24 protein-coding genes are annotated in these 26,961 nt (G+C 56.1%); 10 read left to right on the forward strand and 14 right to left on the reverse strand.

The genetic code is table 11. The features are described from left to right. The first annotated feature begins 51 nt into the window (after positions 1–51). Positions 52–1,491 (forward strand): methyl-accepting chemotaxis protein, encoded by a 1,440-nt coding sequence (locus tag MJ923_RS06830; RefSeq protein WP_240590455.1) that lies wholly within the window; start codon positions 52–54, stop codon positions 1,489–1,491. Positions 1,492–1,653: 162 nt separating this feature from the next. Here the strand turns inward: MJ923_RS06830 and xthA are convergent, their stop codons facing one another. The 10 genes from xthA to MJ923_RS06880 all read right to left on the reverse strand — a co-directional run bounded on the left by xthA (position 1,654) and on the right by MJ923_RS06880 (position 10,824). Further along, the gene (gene xthA, locus MJ923_RS06835; RefSeq protein WP_126167289.1) at positions 1,654–2,460 is read right to left on the reverse strand and encodes an exodeoxyribonuclease III; all 807 of its coding nucleotides are present in this window, start codon (positions 2,458–2,460) and stop codon (positions 1,654–1,656) included. Continuing rightward, positions 2,460–2,759 (reverse strand): YciI family protein, encoded by a 300-nt coding sequence (locus tag MJ923_RS06840; protein ID WP_126167288.1) that lies wholly within the window; start codon positions 2,757–2,759, stop codon positions 2,460–2,462. The genes xthA and MJ923_RS06840 overlap by 1 nt, the downstream gene beginning before the upstream one ends. Beyond that, positions 2,759–3,304, reverse strand: a complete 546-nt coding sequence (locus tag MJ923_RS06845) for a septation protein A (protein ID WP_126167287.1) — start codon at positions 3,302–3,304, stop codon at positions 2,759–2,761. The genes MJ923_RS06840 and MJ923_RS06845 overlap by 1 nt, the downstream gene beginning before the upstream one ends. Before the next feature lie 102 nt (positions 3,305–3,406). After that, positions 3,407–3,940 carry a cysteine hydrolase family protein gene (locus tag MJ923_RS06850; RefSeq protein ID WP_240590456.1) on the reverse strand — a complete coding sequence of 178 codons (534 nt, stop codon included), beginning with the start codon at positions 3,938–3,940 and terminating at the stop codon, positions 3,407–3,409. A 192-nt stretch (positions 3,941–4,132) separates the two neighbouring features. Continuing rightward, complete coding sequence (gene trpA / locus MJ923_RS06855) at positions 4,133–4,933, reverse strand: tryptophan synthase subunit alpha (protein WP_240590457.1); 801 nt, start codon at positions 4,931–4,933, stop codon at positions 4,133–4,135. A gap of 11 nt (positions 4,934–4,944) precedes the next feature. Next, the gene (gene trpB / locus MJ923_RS06860; RefSeq protein ID WP_240590458.1) at positions 4,945–6,138 is read right to left on the reverse strand and encodes a tryptophan synthase subunit beta; all 1,194 of its coding nucleotides are present in this window, start codon (positions 6,136–6,138) and stop codon (positions 4,945–4,947) included. Positions 6,139–6,211: 73 nt separating this feature from the next. Next, positions 6,212–7,588 carry a bifunctional indole-3-glycerol-phosphate synthase TrpC/phosphoribosylanthranilate isomerase TrpF gene (gene trpCF / locus MJ923_RS06865; protein WP_240590459.1) on the reverse strand — a complete coding sequence of 459 codons (1,377 nt, stop codon included), beginning with the start codon at positions 7,586–7,588 and terminating at the stop codon, positions 6,212–6,214. A 13-nt stretch (positions 7,589–7,601) separates the two neighbouring features. Next, on the reverse strand, positions 7,602–8,636 hold the full coding sequence (gene trpD / locus MJ923_RS06870) for an anthranilate phosphoribosyltransferase (protein ID WP_240590460.1): 1,035 nt from the start codon (positions 8,634–8,636) through the stop codon (positions 7,602–7,604). Next, on the reverse strand, positions 8,633–9,235 hold the full coding sequence (locus MJ923_RS06875) for an aminodeoxychorismate/anthranilate synthase component II (RefSeq protein WP_240590461.1): 603 nt from the start codon (positions 9,233–9,235) through the stop codon (positions 8,633–8,635). Before MJ923_RS06875 ends, trpD begins: the two co-directional genes overlap by 4 nt. Continuing rightward, on the reverse strand, positions 9,232–10,824 hold the full coding sequence (locus MJ923_RS06880; protein ID WP_240590462.1) for an anthranilate synthase component 1: 1,593 nt from the start codon (positions 10,822–10,824) through the stop codon (positions 9,232–9,234). Before MJ923_RS06880 ends, MJ923_RS06875 begins: the two co-directional genes overlap by 4 nt. Before the next feature lie 352 nt (positions 10,825–11,176). Here MJ923_RS06880 and rnm point away from each other — a divergent pair, with 352 nt between their 5' ends. The 6 genes from rnm to MJ923_RS06910 all read left to right on the forward strand — a co-directional run bounded on the left by rnm (position 11,177) and on the right by MJ923_RS06910 (position 16,074). After that, positions 11,177–12,037, forward strand: a complete 861-nt coding sequence (gene rnm / locus MJ923_RS06885) for an RNase RNM (RefSeq protein WP_240590463.1) — start codon at positions 11,177–11,179, stop codon at positions 12,035–12,037. After that, positions 12,034–12,654, forward strand: coding sequence for an L-threonylcarbamoyladenylate synthase (locus MJ923_RS06890; protein WP_126167278.1), 621 nt, complete (start codon positions 12,034–12,036; stop codon positions 12,652–12,654). Before rnm ends, MJ923_RS06890 begins: the two co-directional genes overlap by 4 nt. 134 nt (positions 12,655–12,788) lie before the next feature. Next, a complete protein-coding gene (locus tag MJ923_RS06895; RefSeq protein WP_126167277.1) occupies positions 12,789–13,577 on the forward strand; it encodes a segregation and condensation protein A in 789 nt (262 codons plus the stop codon). Next, positions 13,577–14,173, forward strand: a complete 597-nt coding sequence (gene scpB, locus MJ923_RS06900; protein ID WP_126167276.1) for an SMC-Scp complex subunit ScpB — start codon at positions 13,577–13,579, stop codon at positions 14,171–14,173. Before MJ923_RS06895 ends, scpB begins: the two co-directional genes overlap by 1 nt. Further along, complete coding sequence (rluB, locus tag MJ923_RS06905; RefSeq protein WP_240590464.1) at positions 14,166–15,053, forward strand: 23S rRNA pseudouridine(2605) synthase RluB; 888 nt, start codon at positions 14,166–14,168, stop codon at positions 15,051–15,053. Before scpB ends, rluB begins: the two co-directional genes overlap by 8 nt. A 91-nt stretch (positions 15,054–15,144) precedes the next feature. Continuing rightward, positions 15,145–16,074: an exo-alpha-sialidase gene (locus tag MJ923_RS06910; RefSeq protein WP_240590465.1), complete on the forward strand. Its 930-nt coding sequence runs from the start codon at positions 15,145–15,147 to the stop codon at positions 16,072–16,074. A 57-nt stretch (positions 16,075–16,131) separates the two neighbouring features. Here the strand turns inward: MJ923_RS06910 and MJ923_RS06915 are convergent, their stop codons facing one another. Both MJ923_RS06915 and MJ923_RS06920 read right to left on the reverse strand, forming a co-directional pair. Beyond that, positions 16,132–17,067: a M14 family metallopeptidase gene (locus tag MJ923_RS06915; protein ID WP_240590466.1), complete on the reverse strand. Its 936-nt coding sequence runs from the start codon at positions 17,065–17,067 to the stop codon at positions 16,132–16,134. A gap of 60 nt (positions 17,068–17,127) precedes the next feature. Then, positions 17,128–17,865, reverse strand: coding sequence for a YciK family oxidoreductase (locus tag MJ923_RS06920; protein WP_240590467.1), 738 nt, complete (start codon positions 17,863–17,865; stop codon positions 17,128–17,130). 260 nt (positions 17,866–18,125) lie between these two features. Between MJ923_RS06920 and MJ923_RS06925 the strand changes: the two genes are divergently transcribed. The 3 genes from MJ923_RS06925 (at position 18,126) to MJ923_RS06935 (ending at position 22,965) form a co-directional block, all read left to right on the forward strand. Further along, positions 18,126–20,609 carry a VolA/Pla-1 family phospholipase gene (locus MJ923_RS06925; RefSeq protein ID WP_240590468.1) on the forward strand — a complete coding sequence of 828 codons (2,484 nt, stop codon included), beginning with the start codon at positions 18,126–18,128 and terminating at the stop codon, positions 20,607–20,609. 134 nt (positions 20,610–20,743) lie between these two features. Beyond that, entirely contained in the window at positions 20,744–21,757 is a 1,014-nt protein-coding gene (gene sohB, locus MJ923_RS06930) for a protease SohB (RefSeq protein WP_240590469.1), read from the forward strand. A 161-nt stretch (positions 21,758–21,918) separates the two neighbouring features. After that, complete coding sequence (locus MJ923_RS06935; RefSeq protein WP_240590470.1) at positions 21,919–22,965, forward strand: AraC family transcriptional regulator; 1,047 nt, start codon at positions 21,919–21,921, stop codon at positions 22,963–22,965. Here the strand turns inward: MJ923_RS06935 and MJ923_RS06940 are convergent. Both MJ923_RS06940 and MJ923_RS06945 read right to left on the reverse strand, forming a co-directional pair. After that, entirely contained in the window at positions 22,916–24,175 is a 1,260-nt protein-coding gene (locus MJ923_RS06940) for an SO2930 family diheme c-type cytochrome (RefSeq protein WP_240590471.1), read from the reverse strand. The two genes, MJ923_RS06935 and MJ923_RS06940, sit on opposite strands and share 50 nt — an antisense overlap. A gap of 64 nt (positions 24,176–24,239) precedes the next feature. Beyond that, complete coding sequence (locus tag MJ923_RS06945) at positions 24,240–26,888, reverse strand: parallel beta-helix domain-containing protein (RefSeq protein ID WP_240590472.1); 2,649 nt, start codon at positions 26,886–26,888, stop codon at positions 24,240–24,242. Positions 26,889–26,961: the final 73 nt, after the last annotated feature.

Below are 26,961 nucleotides of genomic sequence, written 5' to 3' on the forward strand. Positions count from 1 at the left end.
CTATACTTAGCGGGCGACCTGAAACGCCGAGTGGCACAGGAGAAACCTTCGATGAAGCAGATAACATTCAGAAAAATAGACGCTTTTCTTATTAAGTTCAGTCTTAACGGTAAGTTTTGGCTCGTGTGTTCCATGGTGGCAGCCATTACAGCTGCGGTAGCGCTGGCAAACCATCAACTGCAGATAAAGGCCATTGAAGCTGCCAGTGCGGCCCAGGTGCAGGGGCAAGTGGATGCCTTTGCCGCCGTTGCCAATGCTGACGGGCTTAAAGGCGAGGCACTTGCTGGCTTTGCCTCAAAACATGGCTTGTCGATTGGCGGCGGTCAGGGCCGCAGTGGCGATCGCGTTACCGCCGCAGCCCAGGTCAATGGCGAGCGGATAACGCTTAGTGCAAATGTGGCGGCCAGTGAGCAGGAGGCGCGCAGCCAGGCTAATATGATGCTCCTTTGGGCTGCGATCGGGTTACTGCCGCTGTTTCAGCTAAGTTACTGGATTTCCACCTCCCTCGGTGGCGGTCTGTGGGATATGTACATGGCCATTAAGCGGCTTGCCGATGGTGATTTGACCCAGCGGCTTAACTTCTTCGGAACCGATGATTTCAGTCTGATTGCCCGTGAAATCGACCGCTGCGCCGACAATATGAGTGATATGGTCAGCGCCATTCGCAGCAATGCCGATACCCTCAAGCGGGCATCGAGCGCTTTTTCATCCCAGGCGCGCAGCAGCGATGATTTGGCCAGACGCCAGCACCAGTTTCTCGATTCAGTGTCTGTGGCCATGTCTCAGATGACCTCGGCTATAGAAGAGGTATCGGCCAATGCGGCCTCAACCTCGAGCCAGACCCGCCAGAACGCAGGTGCAGTGCAGGACAGCCAAAAGCGGATTGCCGCTACGGTTACCGGCATAGCCGAGCTGTCCGGCAAGATTGGAGATGCCTCAAGCTCGGTGGAGGCCCTGTCGCGGGAGGCCACTGAAATCAGCGCTGTGGTGACCGTGATTAACAGTATTTCAGAGCAGACCAACCTGCTGGCGCTTAATGCTGCCATTGAAGCCGCCCGGGCCGGTGAGCAGGGAAGGGGATTTGCGGTGGTGGCGGATGAAGTACGTACTTTGGCGGGCCGTACTCAGCAAGCGACTGTGGAAATTCAAACCATGATTGAGAGTCTTCAGGGCGGCACCCGCTCCCTGTCGGGGATCACCGGTGAAATCGTCAGCCGCGCTGAGCAGGGTAAAACGGCGGTATCGGATGTGGGCGAGGATGTGGGCAGTATGGCCGAATCGGTTAATCAGGTGTTTGATATGGCGAGCCACATTGCGGCGTCAGCGGAAGAGCAGAGCGTAGCCTGCCGCGAAATTGCCTCGCAGCTTGCGGAAATTCGCAGCCAGTCAGGCGTTATCAGCGACAATGCCCACAAGGCACTGGAATTGTCGGAGGAGCTCGCCGGCGCATCTGTAGCGCTTGGGGATATTCTCGGCCAATATCGCACCTGAACTTGAGCCTGAACTTGAACCAATGCTTCGCTGTCAGTGTTGGCAGTCGGTGCGATTAGCGAGTACAGCCGATACTGCATTTATCCAAGTAGTGCATTTAACCAAACAAAAAGCGCCACCAGGGCGCTTTTTTGGTATCAAATCTTAAGCATTGCTGCCGAATTATTCGAACTCGCTCCACACCGGGGCGTGATCCGATGGCTTTTCCATGGCTCGGATATCGTAGTCCACACCAGACGCTTTAAGCCTTTCGGTAAGTGACTTGGTGGTGAGGATAACATCGATACGCAGGCCGCGATTGTCATCAAAGCCTTTGCTGCGATAGTCAAACCAGGAATAGGTGCCTTCTTTTTCAGGGTGCAGCACCCGGAAGCTGTCATCGAAGCCCCAATCTTTCAGGGTTTGCAGCCATTCGCGCTCTTCGGGCAGGAAGCTGCACTTACCGGTTCTAAGCCAGCGTTTGGCGTTGTCCGGACCGATACCGATATCGAGATCCTGCGGGGAGATGTTGATATCGCCCATCACGATAATGTCATCGTCTTTGCTGTAAGACTCGGTCAGTAGACGCTGAAGGTCGGCATAAAACTTACGCTTGGCAGGAAACTTGGTCTCGTGGTCGCGGCTCTCGCCCTGGGGGAAATAGCCGTTCATCACAGTGAGCAGTCTGCCGTTTGGCTGGCGGAATTTGCCAATAATCATCCGCCGCTGGGCATCTTCGGCATCCCAGGGATATCCCTTCTCCAGTGACTCGGGTTCTACCTTTGATAGCAGTGCCACACCGTAGTGAGCCTTGCCGCCGTGGTAGTAGACCTTGTAGCCCATGGCTTCCACGTCGGCCAGTGGAAAGGCCTCGTCGTGTACCTTGGTTTCCTGCAGACCAATGATATCTGGGTTCTGGGTATCAATAAGCGCCTGCAATTGATGCAGGCGTGATCGCAGGCCGTTGATGTTAAATGAAATAACCTTCATCAGGGCAGCACTCGCTTGAAAGGCTTCACAATCACTTTTTCATACACGCCGGCCTGAATATAAGGGTCGGCATCGGCCCAGGCCTGGGCGGCTTCTAAAGACTCAAACTCGGCAACCACCAAAGAGCCGGTGAAGCCGGCTTCGCCTGGGTTGTCGCTGTCGATAGCAGGGTGGGGACCGGCCAGCATCAAACGGCCTTCATCGCTTAACAGCTGCAGACGGGCAAGGTGGTCCGGGCGGGCGGCGAGACGTTTTTCCAGGCTGTTTGGCACGTCTTGAGACGAGATCATGTACCACATTATTTGAGTTCCTTCTTTTTCTCTTCGGGAATATGTTTGAACAGGTAAGCCACAGTTACAACCGTGTTGATCAGGGTGGCGGCAGTCAGACCAAAGACCTTGAAGTTCACCCAGGTTTCCTGGGGCAGGCTAAAGGCCACATAGATGTTAATCAGGCCACAGGCGACAAAAAATGCCACCCAATACCAGGTCAGGCGTGCCCAGATTTTATCTTCTACGGGCATTTCCTGGCCGAGCATGGACTTAAGGATTGGCTTGCCAATTAACTGGCCCACAATCAGTGCGGTGGCAAACAGGCCGTAAACAATGGTCACCTTCCATTTGATAAAGGCATCGTCGTGGAAATACAGGGTCGCACCACCGAAAACCGCCACCAGAACAAAGGTCACCAGATGCATCTTCTCTACTTTTTTGAAGAGCATATAGGTGACAGCAAGCTGGATAAGGGTGGCAACCACCAGGGCGCCGGTAGCGGCATAAATGTCGAAAAACTTATAGACGGCGAAAAAGACCAGCAGGGGCAAAAAGTCGAGTAACTGCTTCATGGGACTTCCACTGAAAAAGACAAAGGCGCAGTGTAACACGCTCCCATATGAGGTAAAACAGGGAGGTAAAACACCGCGCCGGGCTGCATTTTGCTTGAGTGCTCAGCCTTGCCAGTTCAGGGTATCAATCAGAGTCGCCCGCACGCCAAAGCTCTGGATGGCGCTCAAGGTGGCGTTATGGTGTGCCTGAATGAGCTTGCCTTCGAGATGCGGTTTATCTGCAGTGGTGTGGGCATCGCTGATAAGCTCCACCGGATAGCCCAGCGCCAGCGCGCGGCGCACCGTGGTATCAACGCAGAATTCGCTGGCGTAGCCGCAGATAGCGAGTGTTTCCACATCCATTTCATCCAGCAGCGCCTTGAGACCAGTGCCGAGGAAGCTGTCCGGGGTGGATTTACCGACAAGATAATCGTCTTCGTCGACTTCGAGCCTGCTGACCAGCTGCCAGCCTGGAGTCTCCCGGGCAATGGCAGTGTCTGGCTGCTCATGCTGGATAAAGATGACCGAGGTGCCATTCTCCCGCGCGGTGTGGGTGAGGGTGTTGATACGCGTGATAACCGCGTCGGCATCGTAGGGGGGCTTATCGCCTTCAAAAAGCAGGGTCTGAACGTCAATTACCAGCAATGCCTTGGCCATGGGCCACTCCTTAGCTGCTGTGTCGGTACTGTGGTTTGAGTCACTGTGCCGAAAGTATCTGGTACCGTTAAGTTTTATTTCAGCAGCTGCCGCGAGTCAACCCGTAGCGGGTGGGAATTGTGGTTTCTTTTTGGCAGGAAATAAAAAAGCGGGCTGTGCCCGCTTTTTGCTCTTTTGCTATCGGATGTTTGCTCAGGTCGCTGCTTTCATGGCCTCAGCAAAGGCTTTCAGCTCGGCGCAAAGCGCTGAAATATCATCCTTCATGGCTTCGATGCGCTTAACCACTGCCGAGCCTGAGATGGCCCCGGCGGCGCCGGCGGCAATGGCTTCACGTACCTGCGCAGGTTCCGCAATACCAAAGCCCAAGAGTGGCGGCGGCGCGTCAAACTCCTTAAGTGCACTGAGGATGGAGTCCAGCGGCAGGCCGGCGCGGTTGTCGGTGCCGGTTACACCAGCGCGGGACAAAAGATAGGTATAGCCTTCGCCGAGGCTTGCCACTTGCTTAAGGCTGTCACGGCCTGCGTTGGGCGGGGCGATAAAAATCGGCGCTATGCCTTCGGCCTTGGCGGCGGCGACGAAGGGCGCAGACTCTTCCACAGGCACATCGGCAATCAGCACTGAGTCGACGCCAGCCGCCTTGGCGCGGCGGTAAAAGGCCTCGATACCGTTGGCATACACCAGATTGGCATACAGCAAAAGGCCAATGGGCAGCTCTGGGTACCTGGCGCGGATATGGGTAATCATCCGAAAGCAATCGTCCGGCGTGGTACCAGCTTCCAGCGCGCGAATGTTGGCGCCCTGGATCACCGGGCCATCGGCGAGCGGGTCGGAGAAGGGAAAGCCCAGCTCCAGACAGTCGGCGCCGCCCTCGACCAGGGCATCGATGATGGCAAGGCTTGCCTCAATGCCGGGGTCTCCCAGGGTCACGAAGGGTACAAAGGCGCCGCGCTTCTCGGCAGCCAGGCGGGCAAAGGCGTTTGAATATCGGTTCATGGCAGTACTCCTTATGCGCTGGCCTTGCCGTCTAAAATGTCGGAAACGGTGAAGATATCTTTATCGCCGCGACCGGAGAGGTTCACCACTATGATTTGCTCATCGGTGGCCTCTTTGGCGAGCCGCAGGGCGTAGGCAAGCGCATGGGCGGACTCCAGCGCCGGAATAATGCCTTCACTGCGGGCAAGCAGCTGGAAGGCTTCCAGCGCTTCATCGTCGGTGGCGGACTCATAAGTGGCGCGGCCAATCGCATTGAGGTACGCGTGCTGCGGGCCAACCGATGGGAAATCCAGACCTGCTGAAATAGAGTAGGACTCTTCAATCTGGCCGTGTTTGTCCTGCATCAAAGGCGCCTTCATGCCAAAGAAGATGCCGGTCTTGCCATGCTTAAGCGGCGCGCCGTGCATCGGGGTATCAATGCCCTTACCGGCAGGCTCAACACCGATAAGTTTCACTGAGGCTTCGTCGATAAAGTCTGCAAACATGCCGATGGCGTTGGAGCCGCCGCCGACACAGGCGATGACCGCATCCGGGAGACGGCCTTCTTTTTCCAGCATCTGCGCCTTGGTCTCGGCGCCAATCATCCGCTGAAACTCACGTACAATGGTCGGGAAGGGGTGCGGCCCCGCGGCAGTGCCAAGCAGATAGTGGGCTTTTTCGTAGCTTCCTGACCAGTCGCGCATGGCCTCGTTACAGGCATCTTTAAGGGTGGCCGAGCCGGAGGTGACCGGAATGACTTCGGCGCCCATCAAGCGCATGCGAAACACGTTGGGGCTCTGACGGGCCACGTCTTTGGCGCCCATGTAGACTTTGCACTTCAATCCCAGCAGGGCACAGGCGAGTGCGGTAGCCACGCCGTGCTGACCGGCACCTGTCTCGGCGATGATTTCTTTCTTGCCCATGCGCTTTGCCAGCAGCGCCTGCCCAAGCACCTGATTGGTCTTGTGGGCGCCGCCGTGGAGCAAGTCTTCACGCTTTAAGTAAATCTTTACCTTGGGGTTGGGCGAGAGGTTACGGGTTAAGGTCAGCGCAGTGGGGCGACCGGCGTAGTTTTTCAAAAGATCGTGAAATTCTTTTAAAAACTCAGGGTCTTGCTGAGCCTCAACGAAGGCTGTTTCCAGCTGCTTTAGCGCCGGGATCAGGATTTGTGGCACATACATGCCGCCGTATTCACCGAAGTAGGGGTCGAGTTTAAGCTCGCTCATGGCTATCTCCAATCTGGTCAATCTGTTAATTCTTCACAGGCCCGGCCGGTGCCGGGCGCTAAAACGCAATCTGTCAGTAGTTTCTGAGCGCGGCAAAGGCTCTGGCTATCAGTTCGGCACACTTAACGCCGGGGGCAGTTTCGAGCCCGGAGTTAAAGTCGAGCCCCAAAAAGCCCTGGGTGGCCGCAGTGGCAGCGTTGTCTGCATCCAGGCCCCCTGCCAGCATGGCACCCTCTTTACCTTTCAGATCCAATCGCCAGTTAAAGCGGCTGCCGGTGCCACCAAAGCCCTGGGCATTTTTGCTGTCGAAAACGATACGGTCGGCATTGGCGGGTATGGTACCTACGGCGTTTTCTTCCACCGCGACCGCCTTCCAGAGGGCGCATCCTTCCGGCAGTTTGGCTTTAAGGGCATCGATAAAGGCTTCATCTTCGCTGCCGTGCAGCTGCACTGCTGCAAGCTTAAACTCGCTCGCGCGGGCGGCGATGTGCTCTATGCTGTCATCCACAAACACCCCTACCAGCGCCAGCGGCTGGGCTGCAGCTTGATTGACAAGACTCAGGGCGAGGGCAGCATCGTCACTCACAAACCGGGGCGACTTGGGCGCAAATATCAGCCCGCCATAGACGGCACCGGCTTTGGCGGCGGCTTCGATGTCTTCATTGCGGGTCAGGCCGCAGACCTTGTTTTCACCGAAGATGAGCCTGCGACAGGACAAATCCAAATCCTTTTCGGCCATCAGTGAACTGCCCACCAAAAAGCCCTGCACCATGGGAGCCAGGCGCTTGACCTGGGCGTGGGTGTAGATGCCGGATTCGCTCACCACTAACGTATCCGCCGGAATGTGCGGCGCCAGCTCTTCGGTGGTGGCAAGGTCGGTGCTCAAATCACGCAGGTTGCGGTTATTGATGCCGATGATGGGCGCCTTGAGGGCGATGGCGCGCTTGAGTTCTTCTTCGTTGCTCACTTCGGTGAGAGTATCGAGCTGGTACTTGGCGGCCTCTGCGGCAAGAGCGCGGTAGTCGTCATCGTCTAGCACACTCAGCATCAGCAAAATCGCATCGGCGCCCTGGTGGGCGGCAAGCTTCACCTGATAGGGCGCAATAAAGAAATCTTTGCACAGCACAGGTTGGCTGATTGCGGCGCGCACTTTGGGGATATAGTCCATATCGCCCTGAAAGAATTGCTCGTCGGTGAGCACAGACACGGCGGCGGCGTAGCGGCTGTAAACTGATGCGATGGCCACAGGGTCGAAGTCGGCGCGGATAAGCCCCTTGGAGGGGCTGGCCTTTTTACATTCCAGAATAAAACCGGCCTCGGGCGCCGCGAGCTCCTGATACAGGCTGCGGTCTGAGATTTTGGGCGCAAGGCTTGCCTCGGGGAAACGCTGCTTGAGCGCTTCGATATGGGCATATTTGGTGTCGATAATCCGGGTTAACACGTTGCTCATGTATCTTAAATCCTTATGCCTTGTCCTGCTGACTCATGGCCGCAAGGCCTACAAGCTTTTCATATGCCTTGCCGGAGGCGAGGGTGTCAATGGCGAGTTTGAATCCGGCCTGCGGGGTATCGGCAAGGCCTGCCACGTAAAGCGCACAGCCTGCGTTCAGTGCCACGGCGTCGCGGTGGGCACTCTTTCCTTCACCTTTCAGGATTGCGCTGCTGATGGCGGCGTTCACTGTAGGGTCGCCGCCTTCCAGCGCCGAAACATCGATGGGCTCCAGGCCAAAATCGGCTGGGCTTAAACGGTAGTCCTTCAGAGCACCATTGTTCAGCTCACACACCTGGGTGTCGCCGTGAAGCGCCACTTCATCAAGCCCTGAGCCGTGAACCACCATGGCACGTTTCACCCCAAGTGCGGCCAGCACTTCGGCGATGGGGCGCACCAGCGATTCACTGTAGACGCCAAGCAGCATGGCATCGGGGCGGCTTGGGTTAATCAGTGGCCCCAGCACATTGAACAGGGTACGGGTTTTCAGCGCCTGACGCACAGGCACTGCGTATTTCACGCCGCCGTGGTAGTGGGGCGCGAACAGGAAGCAAATGCCCAACTCTTTTAAGCAATTGGAGGCGGTTTGCGGCGCCATGGTGAGCTTGATGCCTAGCTCACCCAGCAGATCGGATGAACCTGATTTGCTCGACACGCTGCGGTTACCGTGCTTGGCCACATTGGCACCAGCGGCGGCCGCGACAAAGGTAGCTGTAGTGGAAATATTGATGGTGTTAAAACCATCGCCGCCGGTGCCGACGATATCCAGCACCAAGCCATCGAGTGCTGGGCGCGGGAAAGGGTTTGCAGCACTGCGCAGCGCATCGGCGGCGCCGCAGATTTCGTCAATGGTTTCGCCGCGTACCTTCAGGGCAATCAGGAGAGCCCCTATGGTGATTTCATCAAGCTCACCTTTTACCAGTGCCGAAAACACGCTCGCGGCTTCATCGCGGCTCAGCTTTTCACCTAAATAAGCCTTATCCAGCAGCGCTTTGATCTGTTCATTCATTTGGCGGCCTCCTGTTTAAGCTTGCTGCCTGTAAGGTACTCGAGACTTTGCACCAGCAGGGTACTGCCCAAGGTGGTGAGGATGGACTCGGGGTGGAACTGAAAGCCGAGTGCCTTGTGTTCCTCATGCAGAATCGCCATAGGCATGGATTCTGTGGTGGCGATGACTTTCAAACACTCGGGCACCTTGGTGGCCACCAGGCTGTGGTAACGGGCGACGGGCAATGGCGATGGCAGGCCTGCAAAAATGCCGCTGCCGTCGTGCTCGGTCGGGCTTGCCTTACCGTGCACCACATTTGGCGCGCGCTCGACCTTGCCGCCGTAATGTTCAACCAGCGCCTGATGGCCAAGGCAAATGCCGAGGATGGGCAGCTTGCCGGCGGTGAGCTTAATCAGCGCCATCAGGCAGCCGGCCTCATGGGGCGCACCCGGGCCGGGGGAGAGCACAAGCGCGCACTTATCTTCGGCGAGCATCTTTTCAGCCAGCAGCTTTGGGTCCACATCGTTGCGGTAAATCAGTACCTCAAAGCCCAGTGAGCGGAACTGATCCACCAGGTTGTAGGTGAAGGAGTCGAAGTTATCCAAAAGATAGAGTTTCACAGGCCACCTCCCATTTTGATGGCAGAGATCACTGCCTGCGCTTTTTGTCTGGTTTCGTCGGCTTCGGCCTGGGGTTCTGAGTCATAGACCACGCCGGCGCCCGCCTGAATATGGGCCGTGCCGTCTTTGACAAACGCAGAGCGAATAACGATGCAGGTATCCATATCGCCAGTGCCCGAGAGGTAACCCACGGCGCCGCCGTAACTGCCGCGGCGAATGTGCTCGGTTTCACGGATAAGCTGGGAGGCACGAACCTTGGGCGCGCCCGTGAGGGTGCCCATGTTCATGCAGGCCTGATAGGCGTGCAGGGCATCGAGATCGCTGCGAAGCTGGCCTGTGACGCGGCTGACCAGATGCATCACATGGCTGTAGCGGTCGACTTTCAAAAGCTCGGCCACTTTACGGGTGCCGCTTTGGCTGATGCGGGCAATGTCGTTGCGGGCAAGGTCAACCAGCATCAGGTGCTCTGACAGTTCTTTCTTATCCAGCCTGAGTTCCAGTTCAATGCGGCCATCCAGATCATGGTCGATATTGCCCGCCGCATCCTTGCCGCGCTTGCGGGTACCGGCAATGGGGTAAATCTCCACTTGATTGCTGCTGGCGTCATACTTAAGCGCACTCTCTGGGGAGGCGCCAAACAGGGTGAAGTCGCCGCTCCTGAAATAAAACATGTAGGGGCTTGGGTTGGTTTTGCGAAGCGCGCGGTAGGCGCCAAGGGAGTTAGGGCAAGGCAGGCTGAAGCTTCTTGAGGGCACTACCTGGAAGATATCACCGGCGATGATGTGCTCCTTAAGTGCCACAACCGAGGCCTTAAAGTCTTCATCGCTGACGCTGGCGGTCGCTTCCAGCGATACCCCTTTTAACGGCTTGGGCGTTCTTGGCTTGGCGGCGATGGCCTCAATCACGGCGGCGCGGCGGCTAAGCTCATCCTGCATACTGCCTCTTTGCTCTGAGCCACCGGCGTCCAGGGTATGGAACTCAGTCAGCACCAGCTCGGCGGATTGGGCTTTGTGGTCAACTAAAATCAGGGTGTCGGCAAGGTAGAAGAGGTAATCGGGGCAGCTGTTGGCGCCTTCGCGGGCTTTGGGCAGCGGCTCAACCGTATCAATCAGGTCGTAGGCCAGTACGCCGCCAAGGAACAGATCTTCAAACTGCCTGTTATTGCCCACATCAATATGGCGGATAAGGGCACGCAAACCATCGAGTGGTGAGGTGGACTTAAGGCGCGCATCTTCATCCAAAAGCCCGCTGTCGCGATTAAGCTGCACGTCGAGCTTGCCGCTTTGGGCCAGGGAATCTGTGTAATCGATATTAAAGAAAGCGGCGATGGCAGGCAGCAGGGTGTGGCCGTTGCCATCCAGTGCGGAAAACTCAAGTTGGTAACCCCGGGCACAAATACGCAGCGCGGCGTGGGTCATGATGATGCTTTTCAGGTTTTCCTTGCTGTCGATTTCAGCCGACTCCAGCAGCAGAGTATGGGGTGCATCCTGGGTGAGACTCTCGTAGAGCGCCAACGGGTCATCCTGGTATGGCAGTGCCTCCTTGACCAGAACTCCCCGTGCGATGGCATCAAAAGCCGTTTGTGTCATCAGATTATCCTTATTGTTACCTTGTGCCGCTTTCCCCGGGCCATAACGCAGAAAGGCCCGCATTGTGCGGGCCTTTCGATGAATCTTGTCTCTGTCAAATGAGCACGAAGCTTCACACCACCCGCGTTGCTGGGAAGTGCCACCACCAGTTGATGATAGAAGCGTTGATTGGCTGCATTTGATTTTTGTCTTGTGAATTCAGGTATTGGCCTATAGAAAACCCCAGGGGCGGGGGAAAGTCAATTGAATATTTATCATAATTTATACCCGCGCGGGTTTTACGGCACTATGCGCTGGCCGCAAAGCGAAAGTTTGAGGCGCTTTTATCAATAGTTTCAAGTAGAATAACCGAATGAACGATGAAAATTATTTGGTTGATCTGCACTGCCATACCACGGCATCGGATGGTCAGCTTCCACCGGCTGAGGTTGTCGGCCGCGCCATTGGTCAGGGCGTGAATATGCTGGCTATTACCGACCACGACACAGTGGCCGGACTGGACGAAGCCCACCTTGCCAATCAGGACGCAGGGCAAGCCCTTACCTTGATTGACGGGGTTGAGATATCAACCCGCTGGCACAGCTACGATATCCACGTGGTGGCGCTCAATATTGACCGTCACAATCCCGAGCTGCTGGCCTTTTTGGAAAACCAGCGCAACCTGCGTGAGCAGCGGGCACAGCTTATTGGTGAACGGCTCGCCAAGGCTGGTATCGAAGGCACTTACGAGGCGGCCAAAGCCCTTGCGGGCAACGCTGCAGTAAGCCGTGGCCACTACGCCCGGGTGCTGGTGGAGCGCGGTGTTGCCACCGATATGGCCGGGGTGTTCAAGCGCTATCTGGCCCGCAATAAAACCGGCTATGTGCCCAATAACTGGGGCGATATGGCCACTGCCATCAGCATCATTCATGACGCCGGCGGCGTGGCGGTGCTGGCGCACCCAAGTGGCTACAAGATGTCGGCCAAGTGGCTGAAAAAGCTGGTGCGGGAGTTTAAAGAGGCGGGCGGCGACGCCATGGAGGTGGTGCTCGGCCAGCAGACGCTGGAAGACAGAGCCAACCTTGTGGCGCTGTCTCACTTGAATGGCCTTGCCGGCAGTCTTGGCAGTGATTTTCATTTTCCCGGCAGCTTTGTTGAGCTGGGCAAAAATTTATTCCGGCCCCAGGGCATTACCTGGGTCTGGGAAACGCAACCTTGGGGGACGCGCGCGTGAGTCAGTTTTTTTATGTGCATGAGGAAAATCCTCAAAAACGCCTGATAGATCAGGCGGTCAACATTCTTCGCAGCGGCGGGGTTATCGTCTATCCCACCGACTCCGGCTATGCGCTGGGCTGCCTGATCGGCGATAAAAACGCCATGGAACGCATTGTGCGTATTCGTCAGATGGAGCAGGACCATCACTTCTCGCTGATGTGCCGCGATTTGTCGGAAATTGCCACTTATGCGCGGGTGGAAAATCAGGCCTACCGCCTGGTAAAACACTGCACCCCAGGCCCTTATACCTTTATTTTCAAGGCCACCAAGGAAGTGCCGCGCCGTTTGCAGAACGACAAAAAGAAAACCATAGGTATTCGCGTGCCGGACAACGTAATTGCGCTGGCGCTGCTGGAAGCCCTGGGCGAACCTTTGATGTCCACCAGTCTGGTGATGCCGAAGGAAGAGTTTGCCGAGTCAGATCCTGAGCATATTCGCGACATCCTTGAGCATCAGGTCGAGGCCATTATTCATGGTGGTTACCTGGCTGAAAGTCCTACGACTGTGGTTGACATGTCTGAGGGGACTTTCGAAGTGCTGCGCGAAGGCGCGGGCGACATCAGTCCTTTCCTTTAAAGGGCGGCCAAACTCAGGTATAATCGCGCGCTTTCGTGTCTGCGACCTGTCCTTATGATGGGCTAAAAAGCGGTGGAAATCTCCTCGCAGGCGCACGAGTGAGTGTATGCAATAGTGCATTCGGTGGAGGAGACATGCAGGGCGTTCAGCAAAGTTTGCCCCTGGCAGTGGTGCGCGGTGAACCCGTAAGGGAATTGCCGGCGGATCTCTTTATTCCCCCCGAGGCGCTGGAGGTCTTTCTTGAGGCCTTCGAAGGGCCGCTGGATTTACTGCTGTACCTTATCCGTAAACAAAAGCTGGATGTGGTGGAGCTGCCGCTGACACTTATTGCCGCACAGTATCTTGAATATATTAAGCTTTTAACCGATGCCCGCATCGAGCTTGCCGCTGACTATCTGGTGATGGCGGCAACCCTGGCGGAAATCAAATCCCGTTTGCTGCTGCCAAAAATGGCGGTGGAAGATGACGAGGAAGAAGACCCGAGAGTCAGGCTTATTCGTCAGCTCAAGGCCTATGAGGCCATTCGGGAAGGCGCCTTTAAGCTTGATGAGTTGCCTAGGCTTGAGCGGGACGTTCATCAGGCACGGGCCACACCTGCGCCGGGGCTTAAGCCGCAAATCATTCCGCCGGATGTATCGCTGAAGGAATTGGCGCTGGCCTTTGCCGAGGTGCTGAAACGGGCGTCAGCCTTTGAGCATCATCAGGTGAAAAAAGAAGTGCTTTCCACCCGGGAGCGGATGAGCGAAATCCTCGGCAAGCTAAACCATGAGAGTTTTACGCCGTTTTCCATGCTGTTTGGTGTGGATGAAGGTCGCGCCGGGGTAGTGGTGAGTTTTCTTGCGCTGATGGAGCTTGTGAAAGAGAGTCTGGTGGAGCTGTACCAGGCCGAGCCCCTCAGCGGCATTTATGTGAAGGCAGCCTGATGGCACAGATTAATAATTTACAGCTCAAACAGTTAATTGAGGCTTGTCTGTTCGTTCAGCAAAAGCCGATGACCATTAAAGCACTGCGTGAAGGGGTGCTGGCGCAGTTCTCGGTCTCCCGGGAGCGGGTCAGTGCCGCCATTGGCGAGCTGGTGGTCGATTATCAGGAACGTGGGGTAAACCTGGTGAAGGTGGCGGGTGGTTACCGCTTTCAAACCCAGGAAGCCCTGAACCCTTTTCTGCAAACCCTGTGGCAGGAGAAGGCGCCCAAATATTCGCGGGCAACCATGGAAACCCTGGCGGTCATAGCGTACCGCCAACCGGTCACCCGGGGGGACATAGAGCAGGTGAGGGGGGTTGCCCTTGGCAGTCATATCCTCAAAACCTTATCTGATCGTCGCTGGATCAGAGTGGTAGGGCACAAAGAAGTACCGGGACGCCCGGCGCTTTATGCCACTACTTCAGAATTTTTGGCCTATTTTGGCTTGGACAGTCTGGCATCGTTACCTGTGCTGGCCGATCTCGAGTCATTGGATGCGTTGTTTGGTAAGCCCTCTGAGGCGCCACAACCGCAGGAAGAGTTAACTCATGAGTGAAAAATTGCAGAAAGTCTTGGCCCGTGCAGGCCATGGCTCCCGTCGTGAGATGGAGGCATGGATTGCTGCAGGACGAGTGAGTATCAACGGCGAAATCGCCAATCTGGGCGACCGTGTCGATGCCGATGCCAAAGTGCGTCTCGACGGCCGTCTGGTGTCTATCAAATCAGCCGACGACATCATCTGTCGGGTGCTGGCGTACCATAAGCCTGAAGGTGAAATTTGCTCGCGCAAAGATCCTGAAGGCCGTCCAACCGTGTTTGACCGTCTGCCAAAGCTGCGTGATGCGCGCTGGGTGGCCGTGGGCCGTTTGGATATCAACACCTCGGGTTTGCTGCTGTTTACCTCCGATGGTGAGCTGGCAAACCGCCTGATGCACCCTTCAAACGAAGTGGAGCGTGAATACGCGGTGCGTACCTTTGGTGATGTGAACGATTTCACCATCCAAAAGCTGCGTACCGGCGTAATGCTGGAAGATGGCCCAGCCCAGTTTGACTATATCAAGTCAGCTGGCGGCGAAGGCATGAACCAGTGGTGGCACGTGGGTCTGCGCGAAGGTCGTAACCGCGAAGTACGTCGTCTGTGGGAGTCGCAGGATGTGCAGGTAAGTCGCCTTATCCGCGTGCGTTACGGCATGATTGAACTGCCCAAAACCCTGCCACGTGGTGGCTGGACTGAGCTGCCGTTGGAGCAGGTGAACTACCTGCGTCAACTGGCTGGCATGGATCCGGAAACCCGTTCCATGCTGGGCGCCGACAAGCACAGTGTGGCCCGTGCCGCTCAGGTGCGCAGCGCCAAAATCCGCCGCGCCGTGCGTAAAAGCAAGGTGGGTGCAGCAGGCAGTAGCAAACGCCCCAAGCCAACCCGTACCCGCAGCTAATCCGCGAACACGGATTTCAGCTTAAAAAAGGCCGCATATGCGGCCTTTTGTGTTATATGGTTCTGTATTCGTTGAATTTGCGGGAATTGCCATGAAACTGCTGTCGGTTACAAAAATCTGGGATAAGGGCGAGCACAATGCCTTTACCGATCTGATTGAGTTTCAGGGACGACTTTACTGTGCCTTCCGGGAAGGTTCCGCCCACGTATCGCCCGATGGCGGGCTTAGGGTGCTGATGTCGTCCGATGACGGACGCAGTTGGCAAAGTGCAGCCTTTATCCAGGCTTCGAAAGGCGATTTACGTGATGCCAGATTATTGGTGTGGCAAGGACAGCTGTATCTTTTTGGTGCCCGGACTTTGGCAGGCGAGCCGCTGCAGTCGCTGATGTGGCGCTCAGAGGACGGCTCTCAGTGGCAGGAAGCGCAGCCTTGTGCCGATAGCGGATACTGGCTGTGGCGGGTCATTGCCGCGGATGACAGTCTCTACGGCGTAGGCTATCGCCCAGGCCCGGATGGCGACGTGCGCCTGTACCGGGCGAGCGCTGGACAACCTCTTCAGGGCGCGGATTTTACCAGCCTGGTTGCCCCCTTAAATCAGGATGGTTACGTCAATGAGTCGGGGCTTGAATTCAGCGGCGGTACCCTCACTTGCCTGCTTAGGCGCGATCCTGTGTGGGATGAACGTAAACTGGCCCTGCTTGGCAAAGCCGAGGCGCCATTTACTGACTGGCGCTGGTTGGAGCTGGATTGCCGCATCGGCGGCCCGGTGGCCTTTCGCTGGCGTGGCCGTCTGCTGGCGATTGTGCGGCTGTATGATGATAAAGTTCGAACGTCGCTGGTGGAGATTTGCGAAAGTACCGGCCATGTTGCCGAGCATCTGGCGCTGCCGTCCGGCGGCGATACCAGTTATGCGGGGGTGCTGATGCGCGCTACAGACGATGGTGATGGGCTGTGGGTGAGTTACTACTCGAGCCACGAAGGCAAAACGGCCATTTATTTCGCAAGCCTGTTACTCGAATAACCATCAAAAACAGCAGCCTGGGCTGCCGTTTTGCATTCAAGCAGATCAAGTTCAAACTTATCTGCGGTTTGCCAGCATAAAGTCCAGGGCGGCGCGAATGGCAGCGACCTGGGCGGCGTTACACTCTTCAGCCGTTGCCTTGGGGCTGTCCGGATACACTTCGGTGGTGGTGGTGAAGGTCGCCTCGGTGATACCGGCGCACAGGCCCAGTTTTTTCACCGGATAGTTAATCACCCCGTGCTGCACCACAGGCGAGCCGATAATGTTGCCTTTGTCATCCGGCGGCGCAATATGGGTCACTTTTTCCACGGCGTCGATAATGGCCTTTTGGAACGCTTCCTGGGGATTATCACTGTCGCCCACCAGATAGAAACCGTCCGGGATCAGATCGGGCTCATAGTCTTTGCCATCACGGGCGGCCAGCGCCGGGCGGAACTCGGTTTCGTCGCTGTCGGTGGTTTCGTGCAGGTCGATGTGCAGTACAAAGTCATGCTTGTTGGCGGCAACCAGTTTAAGCAGTGCAGCTGACTCTTCCGAGGGGCTGTTTTCCACGAATGAGCGGTTGGGATCCACCGCCTTTGGATTCCAGCGGTTGATGATTTCATAGCCCCAGGGACTGACGCAGGGGGCGACAAGTAAATTGACCTTACCCTGATAATCCGCGGCATGCTGATGCAGGAAATCCAGTGCGCCCTGGACGCCGCTGGTCTCGTAGCCATGCACGCCGCCGGTCACCAACGCCAGTGGCAGGCCAGCCTGCCAGTCATTCTTCAGCGCATACAGCGGGAAACGCTCAGGGTTAATGGACAGGGCGCCGTAGTTCAGCAGCTCAAAGCCGGCTGCCAAAGGCAAAATGCGGGACAGCACTTCTTCCTGATAGCTGCGCTTTACGGTTTGGGCGTCAAACCAGGCCTGTTTGTCGGCATCACTCCAGGGGGTGCCCGGAGTGCCAATTGGATAAGAGGCTGTGGAGTAGGGAGTCGTCATAGTCATAAGTTTTTATAATTTGCTTAAAATAAAAAAGCCCGCGGTGGCGGGCCTTGTTGATACTGCTTACTGCGCGCTGAAGGCCTGACCGTTCTGGTCTTTGCTGTTGTCTGCCATCAGGTATACATACAGTGGCATCAGCTCTTCGGCGGTTTTCAGGGTTTGCGGATCTTCACCCGGATAGGCATTGGCGCGCATCTTGGTGCGGGTGGCGCCGGGGTTGATGGTGTTGGCGCGCACACTGGTGCCGTCGCACTCGTGGGCCAGAACCTGCATCATGCCTTCGGTGGCAAATTTGGAGAATGAATAAGGACCCCAGTAAGCACGGCCGGTGCGGCCAACGCCACTTGAGGTAAACACCACAGAGGCCAGTGGCGCTTTGCGCAGAACCTTCAGCAGATGTTTGGTCATGATGGCCTGCGCCGTCACGTTTACCTTCATCACTTCTTCGAGTGACGCCAAATCGATATGCTCGAATGGGCCGAGTACGCCCAGCACACTGGCATTGTGCAGCACGCCGTCGAGGTGGCCGAATTGCTCTTCAATGGTCTCGGCCATGTCACGATAGTTTTGCTCGGTGGCGCCTTTCATATCCAGCGGAACTATGGCTGGCTTGGGGAAACCCGCTGCTTCGATTTCATCGTAAACCGCTTCAAGCTTCTTTACCGTCCTGCCCAGCAGGATAACGGTGGCGCCATGGGCGGCATAGGCGAGGGCGGCGGCACGGCCAATGCCGTCACCGGCACCGGTTACCAAAATGGTTTTGCCTTTCAGGGCGTCGGGTGCAACTTGATATTCCAACATGGATTTGAACTTCCTCTTGGCGCAACTTCCCGTCAATATTGAGGGTTTTCTAGAGTCAAACAACTGTTTCAAACAAATGACTGTTTATTGGCTGCTCGCATCGGCATTCTGTGTGACAAAAATGTAGCGAACTCAATATTTTTGCGTTAAGTTGAAACGAGTTACGGACAACATAAGTCCGGTTGGCTTCGCAATATCGGCTATTGTGACCAATTTCTTGGGGAAAACAAAATTATTACAACAAGATTTGGGGAAAAAAGATGAAAAGACTCATTTTGGGAGTAGCAATCGCCTCTGCCTTGGGCCTCACAGGCTGTGGTGGTGAGGGCAGTGTCAATGAGCTCAAGGACAAGACAGAGCCGCTGATCCCTGAATCACACCTGGTGTTTGACCCAACGGCGGGCAAGGTGCCACTGCCAAGCGATCTGCTGTTCAGTGGTACCCTCGATGGCACCCTGAGCATCCCCGGCGAAGAAGGGGGTGATTACACCAATCCTCAGTACGCCCTGGGTGCCCTCGATGGCTGGTCGACCACACAGCCCATTTCCATCGACTTTGCACCTTCCAAAGATCACAGCGGCAACGAACTGTTCCTGAGTGAAGCCTCAGTGTTCCAGCCTGGTGCCGTGCGTCTGTTTGAAGCCACAGTTGGCGGTGCGCTGTCATCGGATGCTGAATGTAAAGCGGCCGCCTCTGTGTCTGCCTGTAAGATTGGTGACGAGCTGCAGTTTGGCGTTGATTTCATCAGCAAGGCTGTGGGCAACAAGATTGTGATTGTGCCGCTCAAGCCTCTCAAAGCCGGTCATTCTTACATTTACGCCACCACCAATCTGATTGAAGATTCAGAAGGGCGTCCGGTTGCGCCTTCATCGACCTATGCCTCGGTGAAGATGGATATCACCACTCATCCGTTGGGAACTGAAGCCCAGCGTGGCTTGCAGGCGTTGGTGAACAGCTATGAAAATGCCCTCGAGTCCAAGGGCGTCGACAAGGCCAGAATCAGCTATTCAAGCCTGTTTACCACTCAGTCAGTAAACCCTGCCTATGAAACCTTAAAACTGCTGATGGCGAGCAACGATGCGTTCAAGCCATCCTTTGAGGTGACACCAGCTCCAGCGGGTTACACAGTGGCGCAGGCACTGCAGTTATCCCCAGAGATGGGGCTGCCATACGTGCTTGCCGATCTGGCTGATGTGTGGAAAGCCACGCTGAAGCTGCCAGTCTACGGCGACTGTTCATCCAACGGCTGCTTAAGCGCCGATATGAAGCCCACTATAAATGGCCGCTGGAATGCTCTTGGTGACAGCCCTGTATCTGTACTTTTGGCACTGCAGGCCGGCACCCTGAGTCAGCAAAACTTTGGTGCCCAGGCTGTGGCGCAAGGCATTGAAGACCCATCAGCAGCCCTTGCCAATCCAGCGCTGCTGGCCGGCAAGCAATTTAAGCTCGACGATGGCACCCCTGCTGACAAAACCCGTCACGTCACCAAGTTCAACCCCATTCCAGCGCCCAAGACCTATGAGTCTGTGCCTGTGCTTATCACTGTACCCAATGCAGCCAAGCTGAAAGCCTTTACCGAGGCGCAGGGGCAGGTATTCGTGCCACCAACGAGCGGCTGGCCGGTTAACATGGCCATGCACGGCCTGGGTGGTGGTAAAGAGATGGCGCTGGCCTATGCCGGCAGCTACGCCGGTGTTGGTGTTGCCACCATTGCCATCGATATGCCGCTGCACGGTGAGCGTGGCTTCGATGCAAATAAAGACGGTGTGTACGAAGTGTCTGCCAGTGACCCCTCGTTTGGCGACGCCATCGGCAAGCCGGATGCGTTCAAGAACGGCTCGCCACTGGTATTTGTGAATGTCGCAAGCTCACTGTCAGTGCGGGATAACTTCCGTCAGGCGGTTGTGGATCATCTGGGCGTGCGTCTGGCACTCACCGGTATGGCGCAGTATCTGGCTGCCAACAACCAGCCACAGCTGTTTGATGTGAGCAAGGTGTCGTCTCAGGGCCTGAGCCTTGGTGGTATTGTTAACACCAACTTTGCCACTTATGCCTCAACCGGCCTGGTTGACCCATCTACCGGCAACGCGTTGCCAAATGCCTACGGCATTACGGCTGCATCGCTGGTGGCACCTTCCGGTGGTCTGGCCGGCGCTTTTGCAGGCTCTGCCACCTTTGGCCCTGTGCTGTTTAACACCATCACCGCCACTGAGGACTTTAAGGCGCTGGTAGATGCTGCCAATGCCGCAGGTTATGAGCCCGGCAGCCCTGAATACGCCGCGCTGGTGCAACAGGTATACGCTGGCTTTATCCCAAGCTTTGCCTTTGCCATTCAAACCGGTGTTGATTCAATCGACCCTGTGAACCACGGGTCTATGCTGAAGGCCACAGGTTTGCCGGTTCACCTGATTGAGGTCGTTGGTGATGGCAACGGTAACGCACCGGATCTGGTTCTGCCAAACAGCGTTGAAGGCTTCCCGCTGTCAGGTACTGAGCCACTTATTGCAAGCCTTGGTCTTGAGTGCCGCGATGCCACCGAAGTGGGCTCAGGTGCAGTGCGCTTTATCAAGGGGCATCACAGCTCAATCGTGAACCCCGGTGAGGTTGAAGGCGCCACCGATGGTAAGGCTGCCCAGGCCACCGCTGAAATGCAGTGGCAGGTAGCTGGATTTGCCAAGACCGCCGCAGCTGGCAGCGCGACCATTCTGGTCAATGACCCAAGCGTGCTGAAAAGCTGTGACTAATCGGTAATATCGATAGTAAAAACCGGTCTTTATGGCCGGTTTTTTTATTGGATTTATATGCTGACTTGCTAGAATAGCCCCACTTTTATGCTCGCCCGTTTTAAAGCGGGTGATGGGATGCTTTGGAGCAAGATTTGGAATTTTTATACGATTACGGGCTCTTCCTTGCCAAGGCGGTGACCCTGGTTGCAGCCATCGGTGCCGTGCTGGTGATCCTGTTCGCCTCAGCAGCGCGCACCAGAGGGGACAAGGGGGAGCTGGTGCTGACCAATGTTTCCGAAGAACTGGAACATTTGAAAGACCATCTGAAACATGAGCTTTTGGATAAAAAAGCCTGGAAAGCCTACGAAAAGGCCAAAAAAGCAGAAAGCAAAGCCGCAGAGAAGGACGAGAGCGTCAAGCCGCGCACCTTCGTTCTCGACTTCAAAGGCAGTATCGATGCCCATGAGGTTGCGTCGCTTCGCGAAGAAATCAGCGCCATTATCACAGTGGCTGAAGCCGGTGATGCGGTGCTGGTGAATGTCGAAAGTGGCGGCGGTATGGTGCATGGCTACGGGCTGGCGGCAAGTCAGCTCGACCGTCTGCGTCAGGCCAATATTCCCCTCAGTATCTGTATTGATAAGGTGGCCGCCAGTGGTGGTTACATGATGGCATGTGTGGCCGAACGCATTTACGCCGCGCCTTTTGCGATTGTCGGCTCTATCGGTGTGGTGGCTCAGCTGCCCAACTTCAACCGTTTGCTGAAAAAGCATGATATCGATTACGAGCAGCATACCGCCGGCGACTTCAAACGTACCCTGACACTGTTTGGTGAAAATACCGAAGAAGGGCGGCAGAAGTTCCGTGAAGAGCTGGAAGAAACCCATCAGCTGTTCAAGGCCTTCGTTGGCAAGTATCGCCCTGAGCTGGATTTATCCAGAGTCGCCACCGGTGAGCACTGGTACGGTCAACAGGCGCTGGAGCTGGGTTTGGTGGATGAAATTGCCACCAGTGACGACCTGATGCTGGCTGCAGCCAAAGACCGAACCCTGATTAAGGTGCGCTTCCAACCCAAGAAAAAGCTTGCTGATAAGTTAGCCCACAGCGCGGCGCTGTCGGTGAGTACCTTCTTTGGCAAGCTTGCGGAAAAGAATAAACCGCTGCCCTGAGCAAAAAGACAAACGCATTGTTTCAAGAGCCTGCTTTTGCAGGCTTTTTTGTGCCTGACCTTTGCAAGCCCGGCAAGCTGACCGGCGTGCATACGGGGTTTTCTTCACCACATAAATGGTATACAACAGAGAGTTCGGGGGAGTCACAAACGGTTGTTAACATGTCAAATTATCGCGCCGGCGCCATGGTGGGGGATCAAGGGTACCCTGCCTGGGAGCTGGCTCAGGTGTTGGGTGCCATTGGGCGGCTCTTTGGTGAGGCCTGCTACCGGGATGTTTGCGAGCACCTTGGGGTTGCCCCAGAGGTGCTTGCGCATATGACCCTGGTGCCGGTCTGGCAAGTGGCGGGCGCCATGGAGGCGCTGTGCAGTTTCAGCGACGATTGTCAGATAGGTATGCGCGCTGCAGCCGATTACAAGGTGGCGGAGCTTGGCTTTTTGAAAGGCTACCTTGCCCGCTGTGAAACTCTGGGAGATTGCTTTGGACTGCTCAACGATAACCCGGAGTGGGCAGGTTCCATGAGCGACAGTTTGGTGAGTGTGAGCAACTCCGCCCTGAGCGTGCGCTGGATTAACACCCTAAGATTGCCCAACTCACTGTTTCAGTGCCACTTTCTGCACAGTCTTGGGGCTCTTGTGGTGCTGGGCCGAGCCCTTTGCGGTGAGCGTTTTAACCTGGATTCGGTGGCTCTGGCGTGTCCGCCCCACGAGGCTGATTTTATCAGCAGCCTTTGCGGAGTGACCCCAGCATTTAACGCGCCCTTCTATGAGTGGCGGGTTGCCACCGATACCCTCGCATTGCCGGTCCGTTACAGCTTCAGCGATGAAGAGCGCAAAGAACCCTGTTTGCCCCAACCCAGCTTCATCGACGGGGTACTGGAGCAGCTTAAGTCTCAGATGCCGTTGCTGCCCACACTTACCGATATGGCCCAGGCCCTTGGCATGAGTGAGCGAACCTTGCGCCGAAAGCTTGCCGATAATGGTTGCAGCTATCAGCGGCTGTTGGATCAGGTGCGAAGCCAGGCAGCCATCAGCCTTATTTTGCAGGGAAACCTTAGCGCCGATGATATTGCCGAGCGGCTGGGCTTTACCGACGTGAGCCACTTTCGGGCGAGCTTCAAGCACTGGCTTGGCGCGCCGCCCGGCAAGTTTCAACGGCTTATTGGCAGTTCCCAAGGGCAGGGGACATCAAATCAATCCAGCGACTGATCTGCGCTACCGCTTCCTGATGGACCAGATTACGCCCAAGCGGCGGCATTCTGTCTTTCGGGGCTGACAGGGTTTGGCGATAGACCACAATCGAGTGATCGCCATTACCCGGCACTATGTCGTAGGACAGGCCACGCTCGCCACCATCCCACCCCGGCGGCTGCTTGCAAATGCCGTATTGCACGCTTTCATGGTCAATCTCAAACCCAAGTCGTAACCCCGACACGCTGGCAAAGCCGCTGGCCTTATGGCAATGGGCGCAGTTGACATCCAGATAACCCTTGGCGCGGGCGGTAAGGTCGGCGGTTTCATCGGTTATGGCGAAGGTACGTGGCAGTGCGCTTAGCTCCACATTGCCGGTTATCAGCCCCTTATCTTTGAAATAAAGCAGCTGATTAATAGTCTCTGCGCTGCCGCTTCTGTTGATGTCGCGGTTCAGCAACAATGGTTTGGGGCCAATGGGTTTAATCACCGCCAGCTCGTTTTGCAGATCCTGATGACAGATTTTGCACTCGGCCCGGCTTGGCACGTGATAGCCGAAGTCCAATGTTTCTGCGCCGCGGTTAAGGCTGTGGGAAACATCCGCGCCCGCTTCGGTCAGCACAGCTTCCAAGGCGCCGCTGCCGTTATCGCGCCATACGTAGGGCAGAGCAGTCCAGCCTGACTCACGTTGGATAAGCAGCCGGGTTTCGATAAGCCTTGCGTTAAGCGGGTCTTGTTGTTCGGTATCGGCAGGAAGATAAAAGCTTTTGATCAGCACAGTGCCCACAGGAAACTCAAGCTGGCCGTTAACGAGGCTCATCTGGGTCGCGGGCGGTAAAAAGATAAAGCGGCGCTTGATGGCGTAATCGGTAAAAAGCTCGCTGGCAAGCATGTAGGGCTCGCCGCGACCATTTGGCTGGGCGCCGGGATTGGCCGGGTCGGCAAACAAACGGTAATCACTGAGCTTGGCACAGTTTTCCTGCATCAATGCCTGATAGTTAATTTCGCCCTCGGTCGCTGCACATAAACCTGCGCCTGACCCCGAGCCGCCAGTGCTGCCATTTCCTGAGCCACCACTTCCCGAGCCGCCATTTGCGCCAGCGGGTGGCGAGGCCGGGTTGTCTTCACCGCCACCGCAGCCACCCAGGGTTAACAGTGCGGTCAGCAGCATGATGATGCTTCTCACATTGCGCCGCTGTGGGGCACTTTTATTTTTAGCCCTTGGCATATGCTTACCTCCTTGCCAAAGAAAAGGCCGGATAAACCGGCCTTCAGCTGTTACTCAATGCTTATCAGTTGGAGCAGGCGGCTGCAGGCAGACGCTTAATCCATTCATGGATAAGGGCAACACCCTCGGTATGGGCCAGGCTGCGGCCGATTTCCGGCATGCGGTCGCCAGGCTCGGTGCTCGCCATCCTGAAGTGCATGATGGAGCTTTCTGGCTTGGTGGGCACCACATCGTAACCCAGGCTGCCGCCGCCGTAGGCAACAGGCTGCTTACAGGTTCCGTGGGAGAAACCGTTGTCATCGCCGTAGGCGCGCCAGTACTCAAGCTTGAGGCCGGTGTTGGAGGCGTTGCCTTCCGGGCGGTGACAGTGGGCACAGTTAATGTCCAGATAGCCTTTGGCGGTGTTCATCAGGGTGTCGTTGTCCAGACTGGTAACCTTGGTTTCGTCGCCGTCGTGGTAAGCAGGCACCTTGGGTACAGTGGCCAAATCAGGCAAGCCCTGCAGAATACCTGCGCTCTGCCAGCGGCTGAGCTGGTTCACGGTAGCGTCCTGATAGGCGAAGTCGCCATTGAGGAAGCGTGCCTTGGGGCCAATGGGGACGAAACGTGGGTAGTCTTCACCTTCGGCCTTGAACTGGTGGCACTGCTTACACTGGTTGATGGAAGGCACCATGTAGTCGAAGCTCAGGATCTCGCCGTTGTGCTTCACGGTTTTGGCCTGCACGGCACCGGGCTTGGTCAGCACGGCTTCATCCTTTTGGGCGTTCCACACATAAGGCAGCGCAGTCCAGCCGCTGGCGCGGTGGATAAGCAGACGGGTTTCAATCAGATCTTCGTTTTCTATACCCCGTTTGGCAGTGTCAGCGGGCAGCGCGAAGGTTTTGCTGATAACGGTTCCCACCGGGAAGTCGAATGCTTCGTTTTCTGAGTACTGCGCCTTGGTGCCGTCCGGCAGGAATACAAAGCGATACTTACTGGCATAGTCAGTAAACAGCTGCGTATTCAAGTCATAAGGCATGCCGCCATTGGCGTTTTGGGTTGGATCTGTGCCATCGCTGAACAGATTGTAATCCGACAGTTTAGGGCAATTGGCCTTGGCCAGTGCATTCCAGTTTACGCCGCTGCCAGCGGTTTCACACAGGCTCACATCGCCGTCACCTATGATGCCGCCATCGCCGTCGCCAATGGTGCCACCGCCGCCAATCAGATTACCGCCATCACAGCCAGCGGTGTCGTCGTCCACGCCACAGCCGAAGATTTGTTCACCGAAGGTGACGGTATGCACCGGCAGGCTGACCTGGGCACATTTCATCAGATTGGTTTGGTTTTTTTCATACATCACATCGGCAATACTCAAATCGGTATTACTGTTGCCGTAGAGCTGCCCCAGGCTGACATCGCCGTTGTTTTGCATACAGACGTTGTCGCTGCCATCGTCGGCAAAAGGCATCTCCTTCAGGCCAAGGTAGGCGGCGGTGCCGTTATTGGCCAGCAGTTCACCCAGACCATCGTAGAGGATCCCCGGCATGGCGCCGTGGGTCAGCACAAAGGCATTGATGATGTCGGTGATAAGATAGCCGTTGGGCTTTTTGCCGTAACCGCTGATTTCGTTGTCGTGCACATAGATATTGCGGGGCACCGGACGCCAGCCATCTTCAATGGCCTGGCCGGGTTGACCGTAGTTGGCGACAAAATCGCTGATCTCAGGCTCGGCGATAAAGAAGCTGGAGACTGTCAGCCCGAGGGTGTCGTGGTTGGTTATCTGGTTATTGAAGATTTCCACGTCACTGGTGGACAGCACAATCACCCCTGTGCCCGGAGGCACAATATGCACGCCGGCCGGGTTGGCTGAGGCGTTGGCAAAGTTGTGGGTGTTGTTGTCGTACACCTTGTTGTCGAAGATACGCACGCTGGAGCCGTATCTGTGGTTATTGATGGGCAAGTCGAACACCAGAATACCGCCGGTGTTACCCATGGCTTCGTTGTTGTATACATCGGCGTAGCGGCTGTTTTCAATCTCAATTCCGGCCACGTTTTCCTTGGCGATGTTGTTGCGTACCACTATGTATTCAGACTGACCCACGTAGATGCCCGCATCGGCGCTGCCGCGTACATAACTGTCTTCAATCAGGATGTTTTCGCACTCCACCGGATACAGGCCGTAGGCGCCGTTATCTTTGTCGAGGGCGCCTTCCCATACAGCGCCCAGGCGGCGCAGTATGATGCCATTGGTGTTCTTCAGCTTGATGCCGTTGTTTTTGGCTTCATACACCGACAGATCCTGGATGGTAATGTTCATCGCATTTTGCACGAAAATGCCGTCGCCGGAATTGGCGTTGGCAAAATCCAGAATGGTGTCGTCCTTGCCGTAGCCCATCAGGGTTACGTTTTTGGCAAAGGCGCCATCGCCATCCACGTCGCCATCAAACAGCAGGGTGGACTGGATTTCGAAGCGGCCCTTGGGCAGCACAATTACATCGCCGCTTTGTGCGTTGATCAGTGCTTCCTGAATACGGGTGGTCAGGTTTTCACCGGCTTCCACCATGATAGCGCCTTCGGGGAAGGTTGGGCCGCCGGTGGCCGGTGGCGTAACTGCCGGTGGCTCCGGTGTTGGCGCAGGATCTTCACTATCAGAAAAACAGCCGCCCAGATGAAGGGCAACGGCCAATGCTACCGTCGTGGGTAGCCAATGCTTTCGAGTCTTGATGTGCATGAGTTCTCCTCATTATTGTTATAATGCTGTTAAGAAAACTTGCACGAACGTGCAACATAGGCAATGAGAAATC

It is taken from the genome of Shewanella zhuhaiensis (genome assembly GCF_022484835.1).
GTDB lineage: Bacteria > Pseudomonadota > Gammaproteobacteria > Enterobacterales > Shewanellaceae > Shewanella > Shewanella khirikhana.

Coding starts and splice junctions, on each gene's coding strand:
- MJ923_RS06830 (WP_240590455.1), top strand. CDS start 52: ATGAAGCAGATAACATTCAGAAAAATAGACGCTTTTCTTATTAAGTTC.
- xthA (WP_126167289.1), bottom strand. CDS start 2,460: ATGAAGGTTATTTCATTTAACATCAACGGCCTGCGATCACGCCTGCAT.
- MJ923_RS06840 (WP_126167288.1), bottom strand. CDS start 2,759: ATGTGGTACATGATCTCGTCTCAAGACGTGCCAAACAGCCTGGAAAAA.
- MJ923_RS06845 (WP_126167287.1), bottom strand. CDS start 3,304: ATGAAGCAGTTACTCGACTTTTTGCCCCTGCTGGTCTTTTTCGCCGTC.
- MJ923_RS06850 (WP_240590456.1), bottom strand. CDS start 3,940: ATGGCCAAGGCATTGCTGGTAATTGACGTTCAGACCCTGCTTTTTGAA.
- trpA (WP_240590457.1), bottom strand. CDS start 4,933: ATGAACCGATATTCAAACGCCTTTGCCCGCCTGGCTGCCGAGAAGCGC.
- trpB (WP_240590458.1), bottom strand. CDS start 6,138: ATGAGCGAGCTTAAACTCGACCCCTACTTCGGTGAATACGGCGGCATG.
- trpCF (WP_240590459.1), bottom strand. CDS start 7,588: ATGAGCAACGTGTTAACCCGGATTATCGACACCAAATATGCCCATATC.
- trpD (WP_240590460.1), bottom strand. CDS start 8,636: ATGAATGAACAGATCAAAGCGCTGCTGGATAAGGCTTATTTAGGTGAA.
- MJ923_RS06880 (WP_240590462.1), bottom strand. CDS start 10,824: ATGACACAAACGGCTTTTGATGCCATCGCACGGGGAGTTCTGGTCAAG.
- rnm (WP_240590463.1), top strand. CDS start 11,177: ATGAACGATGAAAATTATTTGGTTGATCTGCACTGCCATACCACGGCA.
- MJ923_RS06895 (WP_126167277.1), top strand. CDS start 12,789: ATGCAGGGCGTTCAGCAAAGTTTGCCCCTGGCAGTGGTGCGCGGTGAA.
- scpB (WP_126167276.1), top strand. CDS start 13,577: ATGGCACAGATTAATAATTTACAGCTCAAACAGTTAATTGAGGCTTGT.
- rluB (WP_240590464.1), top strand. CDS start 14,166: ATGAGTGAAAAATTGCAGAAAGTCTTGGCCCGTGCAGGCCATGGCTCC.
- MJ923_RS06910 (WP_240590465.1), top strand. CDS start 15,145: ATGAAACTGCTGTCGGTTACAAAAATCTGGGATAAGGGCGAGCACAAT.
- MJ923_RS06915 (WP_240590466.1), bottom strand. CDS start 17,067: ATGACTATGACGACTCCCTACTCCACAGCCTCTTATCCAATTGGCACT.
- MJ923_RS06920 (WP_240590467.1), bottom strand. CDS start 17,865: ATGTTGGAATATCAAGTTGCACCCGACGCCCTGAAAGGCAAAACCATT.
- MJ923_RS06925 (WP_240590468.1), top strand. CDS start 18,126: ATGAAAAGACTCATTTTGGGAGTAGCAATCGCCTCTGCCTTGGGCCTC.
- MJ923_RS06935 (WP_240590470.1), top strand. CDS start 21,919: ATGTCAAATTATCGCGCCGGCGCCATGGTGGGGGATCAAGGGTACCCT.
- MJ923_RS06940 (WP_240590471.1), bottom strand. CDS start 24,175: ATGCCAAGGGCTAAAAATAAAAGTGCCCCACAGCGGCGCAATGTGAGA.
- MJ923_RS06945 (WP_240590472.1), bottom strand. CDS start 26,888: ATGCACATCAAGACTCGAAAGCATTGGCTACCCACGACGGTAGCATTG.